14 protein-coding genes are annotated in these 14493 nt (G+C 66.1%); 13 read left to right on the top strand and 1 reads right to left on the bottom strand.

All coding sequences use genetic code 11. From position 1 onward, the window contains the following. Nucleotides 1–79 precede the first annotated feature (79 nt). Nucleotides 80–799, top strand: a complete 720-nt coding sequence (recX, locus tag BMW75_RS20850; RefSeq protein ID WP_092581677.1) for a recombination regulator RecX — start codon at nt 80–82, stop codon at nt 797–799. A gap of 47 nt (nt 800–846) precedes the next feature. Here recX and BMW75_RS20845 read toward each other — a convergent pair whose 3' ends face one another. After that, nucleotides 847–1764, bottom strand: coding sequence for a LysR family transcriptional regulator (locus BMW75_RS20845; RefSeq protein WP_092581676.1), 918 nt, complete (start codon nt 1762–1764; stop codon nt 847–849). A gap of 201 nt (nt 1765–1965) precedes the next feature. Between BMW75_RS20845 and metE the strand changes: the two genes are divergently transcribed. From metE to ppa, 12 genes are all read left to right on the top strand, one after another. Beyond that, nucleotides 1966–4263, top strand: a complete 2298-nt coding sequence (metE, locus tag BMW75_RS20840) for a 5-methyltetrahydropteroyltriglutamate--homocysteine S-methyltransferase (protein ID WP_092581675.1) — start codon at nt 1966–1968, stop codon at nt 4261–4263. 254 nt (nt 4264–4517) lie between these two features. Further along, on the top strand, nt 4518–5120 hold the full coding sequence (locus tag BMW75_RS20835) for a DUF2889 domain-containing protein (RefSeq protein WP_076519742.1): 603 nt from the start codon (nt 4518–4520) through the stop codon (nt 5118–5120). Between the two features lie 10 nt (nt 5121–5130). Further along, a complete protein-coding gene (sucC, locus tag BMW75_RS20830; protein WP_076519743.1) occupies nt 5131–6291 on the top strand; it encodes an ADP-forming succinate--CoA ligase subunit beta in 1161 nt (386 codons plus the stop codon). 21 nt (nt 6292–6312) lie between these two features. Next, nucleotides 6313–7194, top strand: coding sequence for a succinate--CoA ligase subunit alpha (gene sucD, locus BMW75_RS20825; RefSeq protein ID WP_076519744.1), 882 nt, complete (start codon nt 6313–6315; stop codon nt 7192–7194). A 264-nt stretch (nt 7195–7458) separates the two neighbouring features. After that, nucleotides 7459–8157: a TerC family protein gene (locus BMW75_RS20820; RefSeq protein ID WP_076519745.1), complete on the top strand. Its 699-nt coding sequence runs from the start codon at nt 7459–7461 to the stop codon at nt 8155–8157. Nucleotides 8158–8270: 113 nt separating this feature from the next. Continuing rightward, a complete protein-coding gene (locus BMW75_RS20815) occupies nt 8271–8990 on the top strand; it encodes a TerC family protein (RefSeq protein ID WP_092581674.1) in 720 nt (239 codons plus the stop codon). After that, on the top strand, nt 8977–9099 hold the full coding sequence (locus tag BMW75_RS29880) for a hypothetical protein (RefSeq protein ID WP_042792647.1): 123 nt from the start codon (nt 8977–8979) through the stop codon (nt 9097–9099). Before BMW75_RS20815 ends, BMW75_RS29880 begins: the two co-directional genes overlap by 14 nt. A gap of 9 nt (nt 9100–9108) precedes the next feature. Continuing rightward, nucleotides 9109–10053: a hydroxymethylbilane synthase gene (hemC, locus tag BMW75_RS20810; protein WP_076519747.1), complete on the top strand. Its 945-nt coding sequence runs from the start codon at nt 9109–9111 to the stop codon at nt 10051–10053. Further along, nucleotides 10053–10871 carry a uroporphyrinogen-III synthase gene (locus BMW75_RS20805; protein ID WP_092581673.1) on the top strand — a complete coding sequence of 273 codons (819 nt, stop codon included), beginning with the start codon at nt 10053–10055 and terminating at the stop codon, nt 10869–10871. Before hemC ends, BMW75_RS20805 begins: the two co-directional genes overlap by 1 nt. A 37-nt stretch (nt 10872–10908) precedes the next feature. Continuing rightward, nucleotides 10909–12099 carry a uroporphyrinogen-III C-methyltransferase gene (locus BMW75_RS20800; RefSeq protein WP_076521984.1) on the top strand — a complete coding sequence of 397 codons (1191 nt, stop codon included), beginning with the start codon at nt 10909–10911 and terminating at the stop codon, nt 12097–12099. Between the two features lie 5 nt (nt 12100–12104). Next, on the top strand, nt 12105–13727 hold the full coding sequence (locus BMW75_RS20795) for a heme biosynthesis HemY N-terminal domain-containing protein (RefSeq protein WP_092581672.1): 1623 nt from the start codon (nt 12105–12107) through the stop codon (nt 13725–13727). Between the two features lie 29 nt (nt 13728–13756). Next, on the top strand, nt 13757–14287 hold the full coding sequence (gene ppa, locus BMW75_RS20790) for an inorganic diphosphatase (RefSeq protein WP_076519750.1): 531 nt from the start codon (nt 13757–13759) through the stop codon (nt 14285–14287). Nucleotides 14288–14493 lie beyond the last annotated feature (206 nt).

The raw sequence follows: 14493 nt of genomic DNA, 5'->3' as shown, positions 1-14493 counted from the left end.
TCATGCGGGATCGGCGAACTGCGGCAGGCGCCTGGACGGGCCTGCCGTTTTGCATTGTGTACAGCAAGCAGGAACGCGCATGAGCTGGAAATCGACTCCCGCGTCAGCCGAGCGCCTACGCGCCAAGCTGGATGACGAATTCGAAACGGTCGCCAAACCGCAAGGCTTGCGGCGCACCTCCGATGCGCGTCTGCCGCGCGAGCCCGCCGTTGTGGCGGACGACGCTGCCGATGATTGCGCCCCTGTCTGGCAACGCAGCTCCGAACAACGCAGCTCCGAACAACGCAGCGCAGGTCGTCCGCGACGCGCCGAATCGGACGGCGACGACGCGACACCCGCTGACGGCAGACCGGCCCGCAAAGGGCCGTCGCTGAAGATGCGGGCGGTGGGCTATCTGTCGCGGCGCGAACATGCGCGCGAAGAACTGGCTCGCAAGCTTGCGCCCCACGCAGAAGATCCCGATGAAGTCGCCACCGTGCTCGATGCGCTCGAAAAAGAGGGCTGGCTGTCCACTGAACGCTTCGCGCAAAGCCTGGTCCATCGGCGCGCCTCGCGCCAAGGGGCGGCGCGCATCGTACAGGAACTGCGCCAGCACGGCGTCGACGACAACCAGGTCGCCGAACTGCGCGACCAGCTTCGCGCCACCGAATACGACCGGGCGCTGGAAGTCTGGAAAAAGCGCTTCGGCGCCAAGCCCGATGACCGCACGGCCTACGCCAAGCAGGCGCGGTTTCTGGCCAGCCGCGGTTTCGCGCACGACGTGATCCGGCGCATCCTGGGCGAGGGCGACGAAGACTGACGCCGGTTCCCGCATGGGCTGGCGCCCGCAGGCCGAAGCAAGTCCCGCTATTTCGCCGACTTGATCCCCGACAGGGTCTTGAAGCACACGTCGCGGGTGATGGTCAGGAACTCGTCGATGTACGAGGCATCCGTGTCCTCGCTGCGCACGGTGGCATACAACGTGCGCCACACGCCCTGCGGGCCCAGGCGGCAAAGCCGCAGCCATCCCTGGTTCATGTATTCAGTGAGCGCCCAGTTGGGCAGGGCCGCCACGCCCCGGTTGCTGGCGACGAGCTGCGCGATGATGGGCGTCAGCTCCGCCTTGCGGATCGCGGCGGGCTCCACGTCCGCCGGGTCCAGGAAGGCTGTGAAGACGTCCAGGCGCTGCTTGTCCACCGGGTAGGTGATCAGCGTCTGGTCCGCCAGTTGCTCCGGCATGACGAACTTGCTGGCGGCCAGCGGATTGGATTCGGACACCGCCAGCACCAGCTCGTACTTGAAGAGCGGCAGGTATTCCACCGCGTCCAGCGGTTGCGGGTCCGACGTGATGACCAGGTCCAGGTCGCCGCGCACCAGCGCGGGCAGCGGGGCAAAAGAGAACGCCGCGGACAGGTCCAGGGCCACATCGGGCCATTGGACGCGAAAGGCGTCCAGCGCCGGCATCAGCCACTGGAAGCAGGAATGGCAATCGATCGCCAGGTGCAGCCGTCCGGTGCGCCCGGCCGCCAGGCGCTGCAGGTCGCGTTCGGTGGCGCGGATGCGGGGGAGAACCTCGTCGGCCAGAGCCAGCACGCGCAGGCCGGCGGTGGTCAGCCGCGCTGGGCGGGTCCGGCGATTCAGCAAGGGCGTGCCCAACCGGGTTTCCAGGTCGCGCAGCTGGTGGGATAGGGCCGATTGCGTCAGGTGCAGGCGCTCGGCGGCTTCCTGGAGACTGCCGCCTTCGCGGATGGCGGTCAGCGTTTCGAGATGGCGGACTTCTAGCATGAGGGTGCGATCATTTCGGGCGTTCGAACCGGATCCCGGCAGGGAAGGGAGGCTGCGGGCTCCGGGCCAGGACAAGTTGGTGTTCTCGCTAGTTTATGAGATTTTTTCATCTTATGAATGTAGACATTGATTTTGATTCATTTTGATTTGGCCTCAGAATGATCGTCACTTGAACAAAATTTGTCGAATGGCGGTGTTCACATGACTACGATTCATAATTTGGGGTTCCCCCGCATCGGCGCCCAGCGCGAACTCAAGCGCGCGGTCGAGGCCTACTGGGCTGGCAGGCAGAGCGCCGAAGCGCTGGAAGAAACGGGCCGCGAGCTGCGCGCCCGGCATTGGAAGCTGCAGGCCGCCACCGGCATGAAATTCGTGCCGGCGGGCGATTTCGCCTGGTACGACCAGATCCTGGAGTGGACGACGCTGCTGGGCGCGGTGCCCGCGCGCTTTGGCCAGAAAGACAATGAACCGGTCTCGCTGGATACGCTGTTTCGCATGGGCCGCGGCCGCGCCCCGTCCGGCAACCCGGCCGCCGCGTGCGAAATGACGAAGTGGTTCGACACCAACTATCACTACATCGTCCCCGAGCTGGTGCCCGGGCAGACCTTCCGCATCGCGCGCGAATCCCTGTTTGAACAGGTCAATGAAGCCCGGGCGCTGGGGCTGGAGGTCAAGCCGGTGATCCCCGGACCTCTGACCTGGCTGTATCTGGGCAAGGGCGACGCCTTTGCCGATGGCGCCGCCGACGCCGGCAAGCTGCAACTCCTGGAGACGCTGCTGCCGGTGTATGAGGAAGTGCTGGCGCGCCTGGGCAAATTGGGCGTGCAGTGGGTGCAGATCGACGAGCCGATCCTGGCGCTGGACCTGCCGCAGGCCTGGCGCGAGGCGTTCCTGCAGTCCTATGCCACGCTGTCCGCAAGCCCCGTGAAGCTGCTGGTCGCCACCTACTTCGACGGCCTGAAGGACAACCTGTCGACGGCGCAGGCCCTGCCGGTGGCCGGTCTGCATGTGGACCTGGTGCGCGCGCCCGAACAATTGGCTGAGGTGGTTGCCGGTCTGAATGACGGGCAGGTCCTGTCCGCGGGCATCATCAATGGACGCAACATCTGGCGCACCGACCTGGACGCCGTGATCGCCACGCTGGCGCCGATCGCACGCCAGTTGGGCGACCGTCTGTGGCTGGCGCCTTCTTGCTCGCTGCTGCATGTGCCCGTCGACCTGGACAACGAAACCGAGCTGGACGCCGAGCTCAAGAGCTGGCTGTCCTTTGCCACCCAGAAGCTGGATGAATTGAGCCTGCTGGGCCGTGCGCTGGGCAACGCCACCGATCCGTCGGTGCAGGAGGGCTTGGTCCGGCAGCGCGCCGCCCTGGCCGCCCGCCGCGCCTCCACCCGCATCCATAATCCGGCCGTCGCGCAGCGCATGGCCGCGGCCGCGGGCGTGTCGCGCGACCGCGCGCCGTTTGCCGCCCGCATCGCTCGCCAGCAAGCGCAACTGGGCCTGCCCGCCTATCCGACCACCACGATCGGCTCCTTCCCGCAGACCGCCGAGATTCGCGCGCTGCGCCGCGACTGGAAGGCTGGCGCGCTGACCGATTCCGCCTACGAGAGCGCGATCCGCAAAGAGATCGAGGAAGTCATCCGCTTCCAGGAGAAGGTGGGCCTGGACGTGCTGGTCCACGGCGAACCCGAGCGCAACGACATGGTGGAGTATTTCGGCGAGCTGCTGGCCGGTTTCGCCTTCACCAAAAACGGCTGGGTGCAGAGCTATGGCTCGCGCTGCGTGAAGCCGCCGATCATCTTCGGCGACGTCGCCCGGCCCGCGCCCATGACGGTGGGGTGGTCGTCCTATGCGCAATCGCTGACCGACAAGCCGGTCAAGGGCATGCTGACCGGCCCGGTCACCATCCTGCAGTGGTCCTTCGTGCGCGACGACCAGCCGCGCGAGCAGACCTGCCGGCAACTGGCGCTGGCCCTGCGCGATGAGGTGATTGACCTGGAAGCCGCCGGCATCAGCGTGATCCAGATCGACGAGCCCGCCATCCGCGAAGGCCTGCCGCTGCGCCGCGCCGATTGGCAGGCCTACCTGGACTGGGCCGTGGACTGCTTCCGCCTGTCGACCGCCGGCGTGCGCGAGGAAACGCAGATCCACACCCACATGTGCTATTCGGAGTTCAACGACATCATCGAGTCCATCGCGGCGATGGACGCGGACGTGATCACGATCGAAACGTCCCGCTCCAACATGGAGCTGCTCAAGGCGTTCGAGGACTTCCGCTACCCGAACGACATCGGTCCGGGGGTGTACGACATCCATTCGCCGAACGTACCCGAGGTGGGCTGGATGGTGGACCTGATGAACAAGGCCGCCGCCCGGCTGCCCAAGGAGCGTCTGTGGGTCAACCCCGACTGCGGCCTGAAGACGCGCGCCTGGCCCGAAACGCAGGCCGCGCTGATCGGCATGGTGCAGGCGGCCCGCGCACTGCGCGAAGCGGCCTGACGCTCGTCCGGCCCCGGCCCGGCACCCGAGCCGGGCATCCCGACCCCGGCGGCCGCCCCCGACGGCCCACCCAGAAACCCGGCTCGCGCCCCAGGCGCCAGCCGGGTTTCGCGCCATGGAACCGTATCCGGGCCGCCAGGAAACACCGGCCGGCCAATTAATACGATTGTTGCGTGGCGGCCTGCGCTATACTTTGAAGGTTTTGTTGCCGCGCACCATTTGCGCAGGCCATCTTTGCCCCGCAGGCCCCACGCATGCCCTTGCCACCGCCGGATTGTCCTCGCCAACCGCTGCATACGCGTTCCATACGTGTGCAGTCGTACGCGCGCGATGACGGCAACTGGGATCTGGAAGCCGAGCTTATCGACGTCAAGGCGTACGATTTTCCCAAGCGCGACGGCGAGATGTTCAAGGCCGGGCAACCCATCCACCACATGCTCCTGCGCATCACCATCGACGAGGAATTCTCGATCGTGGCGGCCCAGGCCGTCTATGACGCGGCGCCTTATGGCGAGCATTGCAAGGCCATCGAGCCGGCGTACACTGACCTGATCGGCATGAACCTCCTCAAGGGGTTCCGTCGCCAGGTCAAGGAGCGGTTCGGGCATGTGGAAGGCTGTACGCACATGACCGAACTGTCGCAGGTGCTTCCCACCGCGGCGGTCCAGACCATGGCCAACCGCCGGCGGCAGGAAATCAACCCGAACCGGCGTCCATTCCAACTGGACGGCTGCCATGCGCTCAGCACTGGCGGCCCTGTGGTGGCTGAGCATTATCCCGAGTGGTACACCGGGGGTAGCGCTGAGGCATCGGCCGAGTCGTCCTCCGATTCACCTTCTTTTTCTCATACGTCCTGACAGGTAACACATGAAAATCCACGAGTATCAAGGCAAGGAACTGCTGAAGCAATTTGGCGTCCCCGTGCCGCGCGGGATCCCCGCTCTTTCCGTCGACGAGGCCGTGGCTGCCGCTGAAAAGCTGGGTGGACCGGTCTGGGTCGTCAAGGCACAGATCCACGCTGGCGGCCGCGGCAAGGGCGGCGGCGTCAAGCTGGCCCGCTCGCTGGATGACGTCCGCAAGCTGGCATCCGAAATCCTGGGCATGCAGCTGATCACGCACCAGACCGGCCCCGAAGGCCAGAAGGTCCGTCGCCTGTACATCGAAGACGGCGCCGACATCCAGAAGGAATACTACGTTTCGCTGGTCACCGACCGCGCCACGCAGAAGGTCGCCTTCATCGCCTCCAGCGAAGGCGGCATGGACATCGAGGAAGTGGCTCACTCCACCCCCGAAAAGATCATCACCGAATACATCGACCCGCTGACCGGCCTGTCCGCCGAGCAAGCCACCAAGATCGCCAACGCGATCGGCCTGCCCGCCGACTCGACCGCCCAAGCCGTGGACGTGTTCCAGAAGCTCTACAAGTGCTACATGGACACCGACGCCTCCCTGGTCGAAATCAACCCCCTGAACCGCGACAGCAAGGGCAACATCATCGCCCTGGACGCCAAGTTCAACTTCGACTCCAACGCCCTGTTCCGTCACCCGGAAATCGTCGCCTACCGCGACCTGGACGAAGAAGATCCCGCTGAAATCGAAGCCAGCAAGTTCGACCTGGCCTACATCCAGCTCGACGGCAACATCGGCTGCCTGGTGAACGGCGCCGGCCTGGCCATGGCCACCATGGACACCATCAAGCTGTTCGGCGGCGAGCCGGCCAACTTCCTGGACGTCGGCGGCGGCGCCACGGCCGAGAAGGTCACCGAAGCCTTCAAGATCATGCTGGCCAACAAGAGCGTCAAGGCCATCCTGGTCAACATCTTCGGCGGCATCATGCGCTGCGACGTCATCGCCGAAGGCGTGATCACCGCGTGCAAGGCCGTGAACCTGAACGTGCCGCTGGTCGTTCGCATGAAGGGCACGAACGAAGAACTCGGCAAGAAGATGCTGGCCGATTCGGGCCTGCCGATCATCAGCGCCGACACGATGGCCGAAGCTGCCACCCGCGTTGTAGCCGCCGTCAAGTAAAGAGAAAATCAAGGATTCACAATGTCGATTCTGATCAACAAGGACACCAAGGTCATCACCCAGGGCATCACGGGCAAGACGGGCCAGTTCCACACCCGCATGTGCCGTGAGTACGCCAATGGCAAGGCCGCCTTCGTGGCCGGCGTGAACCCCAAGAAGGCGGGTGAAGACTTCGAAGGCGTGCCGATCTTCGCGTCGGTCAAGGAAGCCAAGGCCGACACCGGCGCCACCGTGTCCGTCATCTACGTGCCGCCCGCGGGCGCTGCTGCCGCCATCTGGGAAGCTGTCGAAGCCGAACTGGACCTGGTGATCTGCATCACCGAAGGCATTCCCGTCCGCGACATGCTGGAAGTCAAGAACCGCATGAAGGCCAAGGGCAGCAAGACGCTGCTGCTGGGCCCGAACTGCCCGGGTCTGATCACCCCCGACGAAATCAAGATCGGCATCATGCCGGGTCACATCCACCGCAAGGGCCGCATCGGCATCGTCAGCCGTTCGGGCACCCTGACGTACGAAGCCGTGGCGCAAGTCACCGAACTGGGCCTGGGCCAATCCAGCGCTGTCGGTATCGGCGGCGACCCCATCAACGGCCTGAAGCACGTCGACGTGCTCAAGCTGTTCAATGACGATCCCGACACCGACGCCGTCATCATGATCGGCGAAATCGGCGGTCCGGACGAAGTCAACGCCGCCGAGTGGGCCAAGGACAACATGAAGAAGCCGGTCGTCGGCTTCATCGCTGGCGTCACCGCGCCTCCCGGAAAGCGCATGGGCCACGCCGGCGCGCTGATCTCCGGCGGCGCCGACACGGCCGACGCCAAGCTGGAAGTCATGGAAGCCTGCGGCATCCGCACCACGCGCAACCCCTCCGAAATGGGCAAGCTGCTCAAGTCGGTGCTGTAAGTTTCAGCATTGCGCTGCAAAAAGCCCGCTTCGGCGGGCTTTTTTTCGTCTGGATTTTTTAGCTTTTCCTAGGGTAATCCCGCGTCCAGGACGCGGTCGGGCCAATCATACGGAAAGCTGAACGAAACTATAATGAAAGAAATTTCGCACGTACCCAGCAAGAATGCCGTCGGGCTCGCACCAAGACGGTCAGTACGTTGTTTTCTTCATTTCATCCATTAATTTGGTTTTGTCCTAGGGGGATCACACCTAGGAAAGAGAGGCATGGAACTCAGTTCAGCGGCATTCTGGATCGCGTTGCTCCAGATCATTTGGGTCAACATTCTGCTATCAGGCGACAACGCCGTGGTTATTGCGCTGGCGGCGCGTTCACTGCCCCCGGCGCAACAGAAAAAAGCGATCGTGGTCGGTTCCGCCGCAGCGATCATCATGCGTATCGTGCTCACGCTCGTCGCGGCCAAGCTGTTGCTGCTGCCGTGGCTCAAGCTGATCGGCGCGCTGCTCCTGGTCTATATTGGCGTGACCTTGCTGCTGCCCGAAGGTGAAGAAGACGGCGCCGGCAAGTCGCATGGCAACCTGCTCACCGCCATCCGCACCATCATGATCGCCGACCTGGTCATGAGCCTGGACAACGTGGTGGCAGTGGCCGCCGCGGCAATGGGTGACACGACCTTGCTCGTGCTTGGTTTGGCAATCAGCATTCCCCTGGTTATCTTTGGCAGCACGTTGCTCTTGAAAGTCATTGAACGCTTCCCGCTCATCGTCTGGGTCGGCGCGGCGCTGCTGGGCTTCATTGCAGGCGAACTGCTGGTGGGCGATCCCGCATTGCAGGAACCCGTGGCGCGCATCGATGCCGCGTTGGGTGTGACACAGCACAGTTTCGCGCTGATGTCGGGCGCATTGGGTGCGGTGATGGTCCTGTTGATTGGTAAAGTTTTGCTGATGCGTCAGAAAGCTGACTGAAAGCTGAACTACAATAATATGTTTTTCTGAAATTTCCTGCCGTGCGCAAGCACGGCAGGAGCGGCCGGGCCGGGACCGGCCACTCTTTTTATAAATGCCTTCGGGGGTTCAAAGTGCTTGAGTTTTTCCAGACGCTGAGTTGGGCAGCGGTATTCCAGATCATCCTCATCGACATCCTGCTCGGCGGCGACAATGCCGTCGTGATCGCGCTGGCTTGTCGCAACCTGGCGCCCAAGCAGCGGATGCAAGGCATCCTGTGGGGCACCGCGGGTGCGATCCTTCTGCGTGTCGTCCTGATCGCCTTTGCCCTGACGCTCCTGTCCATCCCGTTCCTGAAGGTCGTGGGCGGCCTGTTGCTCGTCTGGATCGGCGTCAAGCTCCTCGTTCCCGAAGACGATGCCCATGGCAACGTGAAGGGCGGAACATCCATCGCCGCGGCCATCAAGACCATCATCATCGCTGACTTCGTGATGAGCCTGGACAACGTCATCGCCATTGCCGGCGCGGCCCAGAACGCCCACGCCGACCACCAGATCGGCCTGGTTGCCTTCGGCCTGATCGTCAGTGTGCCGATCATCATCTGGGGCAGCACGCTGGTGCTCAAGCTCATCGACCGCTATCCGCTGGTCGTCACGTTCGGCGCTGCGCTTCTGGGCTGGATCGCCGGCGGCATGCTGATCACCGACGTCATTGTCGAACGTCAATTCGGCGTTCAGCCGACTGCGGTTAAAATCGGCGCAGAAATCATTGGCGCCTTGCTGGTTGTTGTCCTTGGACGGTGGCTTGCAAGCCGCAAGAACGCTTCCAAGGAATCAGCACATGAGTCTGCGTAGATCGACCGATCCCCAGCAATCCGAATCGGGCCTTAGCCTTCTTCAAGGCCTGTTCGTGCTGGCCATCCTCGGGGTAGTCGCGACGGTCATCGTCTCCAACTTCGTTTGATGGCGTCACGTGTCTCTACCGCAACGCCTGGTCATCGCGACCCGCGCCAGCCGGCTTGCCCTGTGGCAAGCCGAGCATGTGCGCGATCGGCTGCGCACGCTGTACCCAGCGTGCGCGGTTGAACTTCTTACCCTGACGACCCGAGGCGACCAGATCCTCGACCGCACGCTGTCCAAGGTGGGCGGCAAGGGCCTGTTCGTCAAGGAACTCGAAACCGCGCTGCTCGACGGGCGCGCCGATCTCGCCGTCCACTCCCTCAAGGACGTGCCGGTTGAGCTGCATGCCCCGTTCGAGCTTTGCGCCGTCCTCGATCGCGCGGATCCGCGCGATGCCTTCGTATCCAACCGCTATGCCTCGCTGGCTGACTTGCCCGCGGGCGCCGTCGTGGGCACGTCCAGCCTGCGCCGCGAATCCCAGATCCGCGCCCGGTTCCCCGCCCTGGTGGTCAAGCCCCTGCGCGGCAACCTGGATACGCGCCTGGGCAAGCTCGACAAGGGCGACTACGACGCCATCGTGCTGGCGGCGGCGGGCCTGGACCGATTGGGCCTGGGCGAGCGCATCCGCAGCCTGCTGGACCCCGCCGACAGCCTGCCGGCCGCCGGGCAGGGCGCCTTGGGCATCGAAATCCGCGACGACCGCGACGACATGCGCGCCTGGTTGGCGCCGCTCGTCAGCGCGGACACGACCTCCTGTGTGCTGGCCGAACGCGCCGTATCGCGCAAGCTGGGCGGTTCGTGCCAGGTGCCCCTGGCGGCGTTCGCCCAGATTTCCGGCGACACGTTGTCGCTGCGCGCCCTGGTGGCTTCACCCGATGGCGCCCGTATCGTCCGGGCAGTCCGCACGGGTCCTGTCAGCGAGGCCGAGGCCATCGGCGAAGCTGCCGCGAACGAATTGCTGGACGGGGGCGCGCAGGCCATTCTTCGCGACTTGCTCCATCCCGACGGACCCGGCTGATGGGCCCGGCGTTTGCAGCCGCCCCTGGGCCGCGCATCGCCGTACTGACGCGGCCCGCCGGGCGCAACGAAACGCTTGCCGACCGCTTGCGCGGCGCCGGTTGGCAGGCCTCTATCCTGCCGGCCCTCGAAATCCATCCCCTGTCCATTGCGTCCGAGGACTTGCCGCGGCCTGCCGACTACGATCTGGTCGTGTTCGTCAGCGGCAATGCGGCCCGCCAGTATCTGGACCAGATCGCCCTCGCGGACGGCGCCGTCGCCTGGCCCGCGAACGTGGCCGCAGCCACCGTGGGCCCCGCCAGCGCGCTGGCGCTGCGCCAGACCGGTCATTTTGGCGCGAATACAACACTGCTGCACCCCGACGAATCCGCGCCCAGCCACGATTCCGAAGCCCTGTGGCGCGTGCTGCAGGCGCAGCCGAGCCTGCCCGCCCGCGTGCTGCTGGTGCGCGGCACCCAGGGCCGCGACTGGCTGGGCGACACGCTCCAGGCGCATGGGGTCAGCGTCACGCGCCATGCCGCGTACCAGCGGCGGCCGGCCGCATGGACGCCCGCCCAGCTTGACGCCCTGCGCCACTGGGCGGATGCGGGCGTCGCCGCCACCTGGCTGGTCACCAGCGGGGAGGGCGCCGATGCCATCCGCGGCCAGCTCGACTCCGCGGGTCTTGCCGACTGGTGGGGGCGCTGCCGTTTCGTGCTGACGCATCCCTCGCTGGCGCGGCGCGTGCCGCAGGCGGGCGATGGCGCGGGCGGTCCGGCGATGGTAAAAATCTGCTTGCCCAACGACGAGTCGATATTCCAGGCTTTTGTTGCTGCTTGATTCGTTGGTTCGGACTGACACCGAATACAATCGCGTCATGACAGACAAGACTCCCGCTACCGATCCGGCCGTTCATCCGGCCGCCCCGGACGCAAGCGCGTCCGCATCGGCCCCGGCCGACTCCGTCAAGGCCCGTCCGGCCAAGCGCCGCAGTGGCCCGATGGTCACCGCCCTGATAATCGTCATCCTGCTGGCCGTGGGCCTTGGGTATGCGTTGTGGAAGCAGCGCACCCAGTTCGTATCCGCCGGCCGCGAAGTGGCCACCCGCATCGACACGTTGAGCGCTGACGTGGCCCAAGCCCGCAAGGACACCCGCGAAGCCCTCGCCCTTGCGCAGGCGCAGGCGGGGCGCGTGGCGGAACTCGAAGACACCCTGCGCGAAACGCAAAGCCAATACAACGCCCTGCAGCAGGCCTGGCAGAACTTCAACGACAGCGCCAGCGACGAGCTGCTGGCCAACGACGTCGAGCGCCTGCTGACCATCGCCAACCAGCAACTGCGCCTGGCGGGCAACGTTTCCAACGCCATCGTTGCCCTGGAAACCGCCCAGTCTCGACTGGCGCGCGCGGACCGTCCGCGGTTCTCCAGCCTGCAGCAATCCATCAACGGCGACCTGGACCGCCTGCGCGCCGTGTCCACCGTGGACATCCCGGCGCAATCCGCGCGCATCGAACGGCTGGTTGCCCTGGTCGGCAAGGCGCCGCTGCTGGTGCCCGATGCCGTGTCCCCGGGCGTGGCGCCGGTTGGCCAGGCCCAACCGCCTGCGCCGGCCCCCGCCGTCGATCCCCAGGCCGACCTGCCTGCCGATGCGCCCTGGTGGCAGCGCTGGCGCGCCGAGGTGGCCTCCTGGCCCGGCCGCGCGGGGTCCGCGCTGGCCCATGAACTCGGCGGGCTCATTACCATCCAGCGCGTGGACGAGCCGGCCGCGCTGCTGCTGTCGCCCGAACAGGCCGACCAGGTGCGCGGCACGCTGCGCCAGCGCCTGCTGACGGCGCAACTGGCCATGCTGATGCGCCAGCCCTCGGTCTGGAAGAGCGAACTCGACAACGTCGGCTCCACGCTCTCCAAGTATTTCGATGGCCGCTCGCCCGACACCGTCGCCGCCCAGAACCTGGCGCGCGAACTGGCCCAGACCGACATCGCCGTGCGCATGCCGGACGTGGCGGACAGCCTGAACGCCGTGGCCGCCTTGCGGGCCGCCGGCTTCAAGACCAGCGATCAGGACTGAGGCTTATGCGTACCTGGTTCTGGACCCTTCTGCTCGCCGTCGTCGCCGTCGCCCTGGCGGTGGTGCTGCGTTCGCATTCGGGCAACGTGCTGTTGCTGGTGTGGCCGTGGCGCATCGACATGTCGCTGACGCTCGCCGTCCTGCTCATCGTCGCGACCTTCGTCATCCTGTACGTGGGCTTACGCCTGCTGGCCTGGCTGCTCGCCATCCCGGACCGTGTCCGGGCCTGGCGCGGCAAGCGTGCGCAGGCGCGCGACCACGAATTGCTCGAACGCGGCTGGATCGGCCTGCTCGAAGGCCGCTACACCCACGCCGAAAAAGACCTGACCAAGCTGCTGGACCAGACCAAGGTGCGCACGCGCCGCGTTCTGGCGGCATTGTCGGCGGGCCGCGCCGCCCACGGCCTGGGCGAATTCGACCGGCGCGACCGCCTGCTGGCCACCGCCCAGGAGCAGGCCGGCACGGATCCCGGCCTGGTCGAAGCCACGGCCACGGTGTCGGCCGACATGCTGCTCGACCAGGGCCGCGCCGAACGGGCGCTGACCGTGCTGGCGCCCCTGGCCGACGGCGGCGCACGCCACCTGCACACGATGCGCCTGCTGCTGCGGGCGCATACCGCGCTGAATCACCCCGAACAGGTCTTCACGTTGGCGCGCGGGCTCCTGCGCCGCAACGCGATGGGCCGCCACGAAGCCGATCTCCTGATCGACGCCGCCGGGTCCGCGCGCCTGCGCGCCGCCGCGGGCAGCGATGCCTGGCGCGCCATCTGGAAAGACCTGAAAGCCGAGGAACGCCTGTTGCCCGAGATCGCCCTGGCGGGCGCGGCGGCGTTCGAAGCCGCGGGCGAAGCCAACGAAGCGGCCCGCGTCCTGGAATCGGCCGTCGCGGTCAAATTCAATCCCGCCCTGGTGGCTGCCTACGCGCGCTGCGAAGCCGAGCAGGTGTCGCGGCGACTTGCCAAGGCCGAGACCTGGCTGCAGCAGCGTCCGACCGATCCCGATCTGCTGACCGCCCTGGGCATGCTCTGCCTGAACGGACAGCTCTGGGGCCAGGCCGAACGCTACCTGCTGCGCAGCCTCGCGCGGCGCAGCGATGCGCAGACGCACGCGTTGCTCGGCAGTCTTTATGATCGGCTCGACCGTCCGGCCGATGCGGTCCGCCACTGGCGCCTGGCAACGGCCGCCAGCATGGCCTTGCCGGTGCTGGCCTCGGACGCGGCGCTGCCTGCCGCCGATACGGGCTCGGATCCCTATCGCGTCGATGCCGAAGGCGGCTATGCCGTGGGCCTGTCCGATACGGACACCGATGCGGACGTCGGCGGCGACTACCCGTCCCTGCCGCCGGCCGTCGCGGCGTCCGCCTCCGACTACGTGCTGGACCCGGATGCGCGCGTCAGCAACGCGCAGCGCGACCGCGCCCTGGCCCCCGAGGACGCCCCGCTGGCCCGCGGCACGTCCGACATCGAAGAGTATTTCGACAGCGCCCCGATTCCCGCGGCTGCTTTCGATGAGCCGGTGCCCACGTACTCGCCCGCGCCGGCCCCTGCGGCGCCCGCTCCCAAGCCCACGCCGCCCGCGGCGCCCGTGCCGACCACCAAGCCGCCGTTCAAGGACGACGGCTCGATTTGAATATCCTTTCAGACAAACAAGGTTGAACCATGAGTCTTGATCGCGTCTCCCCTGGCAAGAAGCTGCCGGAAGACTTCAACGTCATCATCGAAATCCCCATGAACGCCGACCCGGTGAAGTACGAGGTCGACAAGGATTCCGGTGCGATCTTCGTTGACCGCTTCATGCTGACGGCCATGCACTACCCGTGCAACTACGGCTACATTCCCCAGACCCTGTCCGAAGACGGCGACCCCGCCGACGTGCTGGTCCTGACCCCGTTCCCCATCCAGATCGGCGCCGTCGTGCGCTGCCGCGCCATCGGCGTGCTGGAAATGGACGATGAGTCGGGTGGCGACGCCAAGCTGCTGGCGGTGCCGATCGAAAAGCTGTACCCCCCGTACCGCAACATCAAGTCCTATGAAGATCTGCCGGCGGAAGACATCTCCCGCATCCAGCACTTCTTCGAGCACTACAAGGACCTGGAAAAGGGCAAGTGGGTCAAGGTCAAGGGCTGGAAGGGCGTCGATGCCGCGCACGAGGAAATCGTGCGCAGCGCCGAGCGCTACGCGAAGGGCTGATCGGGATCGGGCCGTGCCGGCATTGCGCCGGCCGGCCATGCGAAGCGGCGCGGCCGCGACGGCTGCGCGCCGGTCGCCGCCGCGCCGTTGTGTTGTGGGCGACCTCATCCGGTCCGCGCACGCGGCGCAGAAAGGGATACACTCGCGAGTGCTTTTCAAACGCCCGGCCGCCCAAGAACAACAACGCCCCTATCGCGGGGTGACAG

Origin of the sequence: Achromobacter sp. NFACC18-2 (assembly GCF_900108985.1) — a bacterium.
Taxonomy (GTDB): domain Bacteria; phylum Pseudomonadota; class Gammaproteobacteria; order Burkholderiales; family Burkholderiaceae_B; genus Achromobacter.
This window is presented reverse-complemented; position numbering and strand designations above follow the sequence as displayed.

Excerpts from the sequence above, each read along its gene's own strand:
- sucD (WP_076519744.1), top strand. The coding sequence starts at position 6,313 with ATGTCGATTCTGATCAACAAGGACACCAAGGTCATCACCCAGGGCATC.
- recX (WP_092581677.1), top strand. The coding sequence starts at position 80 with ATGAGCTGGAAATCGACTCCCGCGTCAGCCGAGCGCCTACGCGCCAAG.
- ppa (WP_076519750.1), top strand. The coding sequence starts at position 13,757 with ATGAGTCTTGATCGCGTCTCCCCTGGCAAGAAGCTGCCGGAAGACTTC.
- BMW75_RS29880 (WP_042792647.1), top strand. The coding sequence starts at position 8,977 with ATGAGTCTGCGTAGATCGACCGATCCCCAGCAATCCGAATCGGGCCTT.
- BMW75_RS20835 (WP_076519742.1), top strand. The coding sequence starts at position 4,518 with ATGCCCTTGCCACCGCCGGATTGTCCTCGCCAACCGCTGCATACGCGT.
- BMW75_RS20795 (WP_092581672.1), top strand. The coding sequence starts at position 12,105 with ATGCGTACCTGGTTCTGGACCCTTCTGCTCGCCGTCGTCGCCGTCGCC.
- BMW75_RS20845 (WP_092581676.1), bottom strand. The coding sequence starts at position 1,764 with ATGCTAGAAGTCCGCCATCTCGAAACGCTGACCGCCATCCGCGAAGGC.
- BMW75_RS20805 (WP_092581673.1), top strand. The coding sequence starts at position 10,053 with ATGGGCCCGGCGTTTGCAGCCGCCCCTGGGCCGCGCATCGCCGTACTG.
- BMW75_RS20800 (WP_076521984.1), top strand. The coding sequence starts at position 10,909 with ATGACAGACAAGACTCCCGCTACCGATCCGGCCGTTCATCCGGCCGCC.
- sucC (WP_076519743.1), top strand. The coding sequence starts at position 5,131 with ATGAAAATCCACGAGTATCAAGGCAAGGAACTGCTGAAGCAATTTGGC.
- metE (WP_092581675.1), top strand. The coding sequence starts at position 1,966 with ATGACTACGATTCATAATTTGGGGTTCCCCCGCATCGGCGCCCAGCGC.
- BMW75_RS20820 (WP_076519745.1), top strand. The coding sequence starts at position 7,459 with ATGGAACTCAGTTCAGCGGCATTCTGGATCGCGTTGCTCCAGATCATT.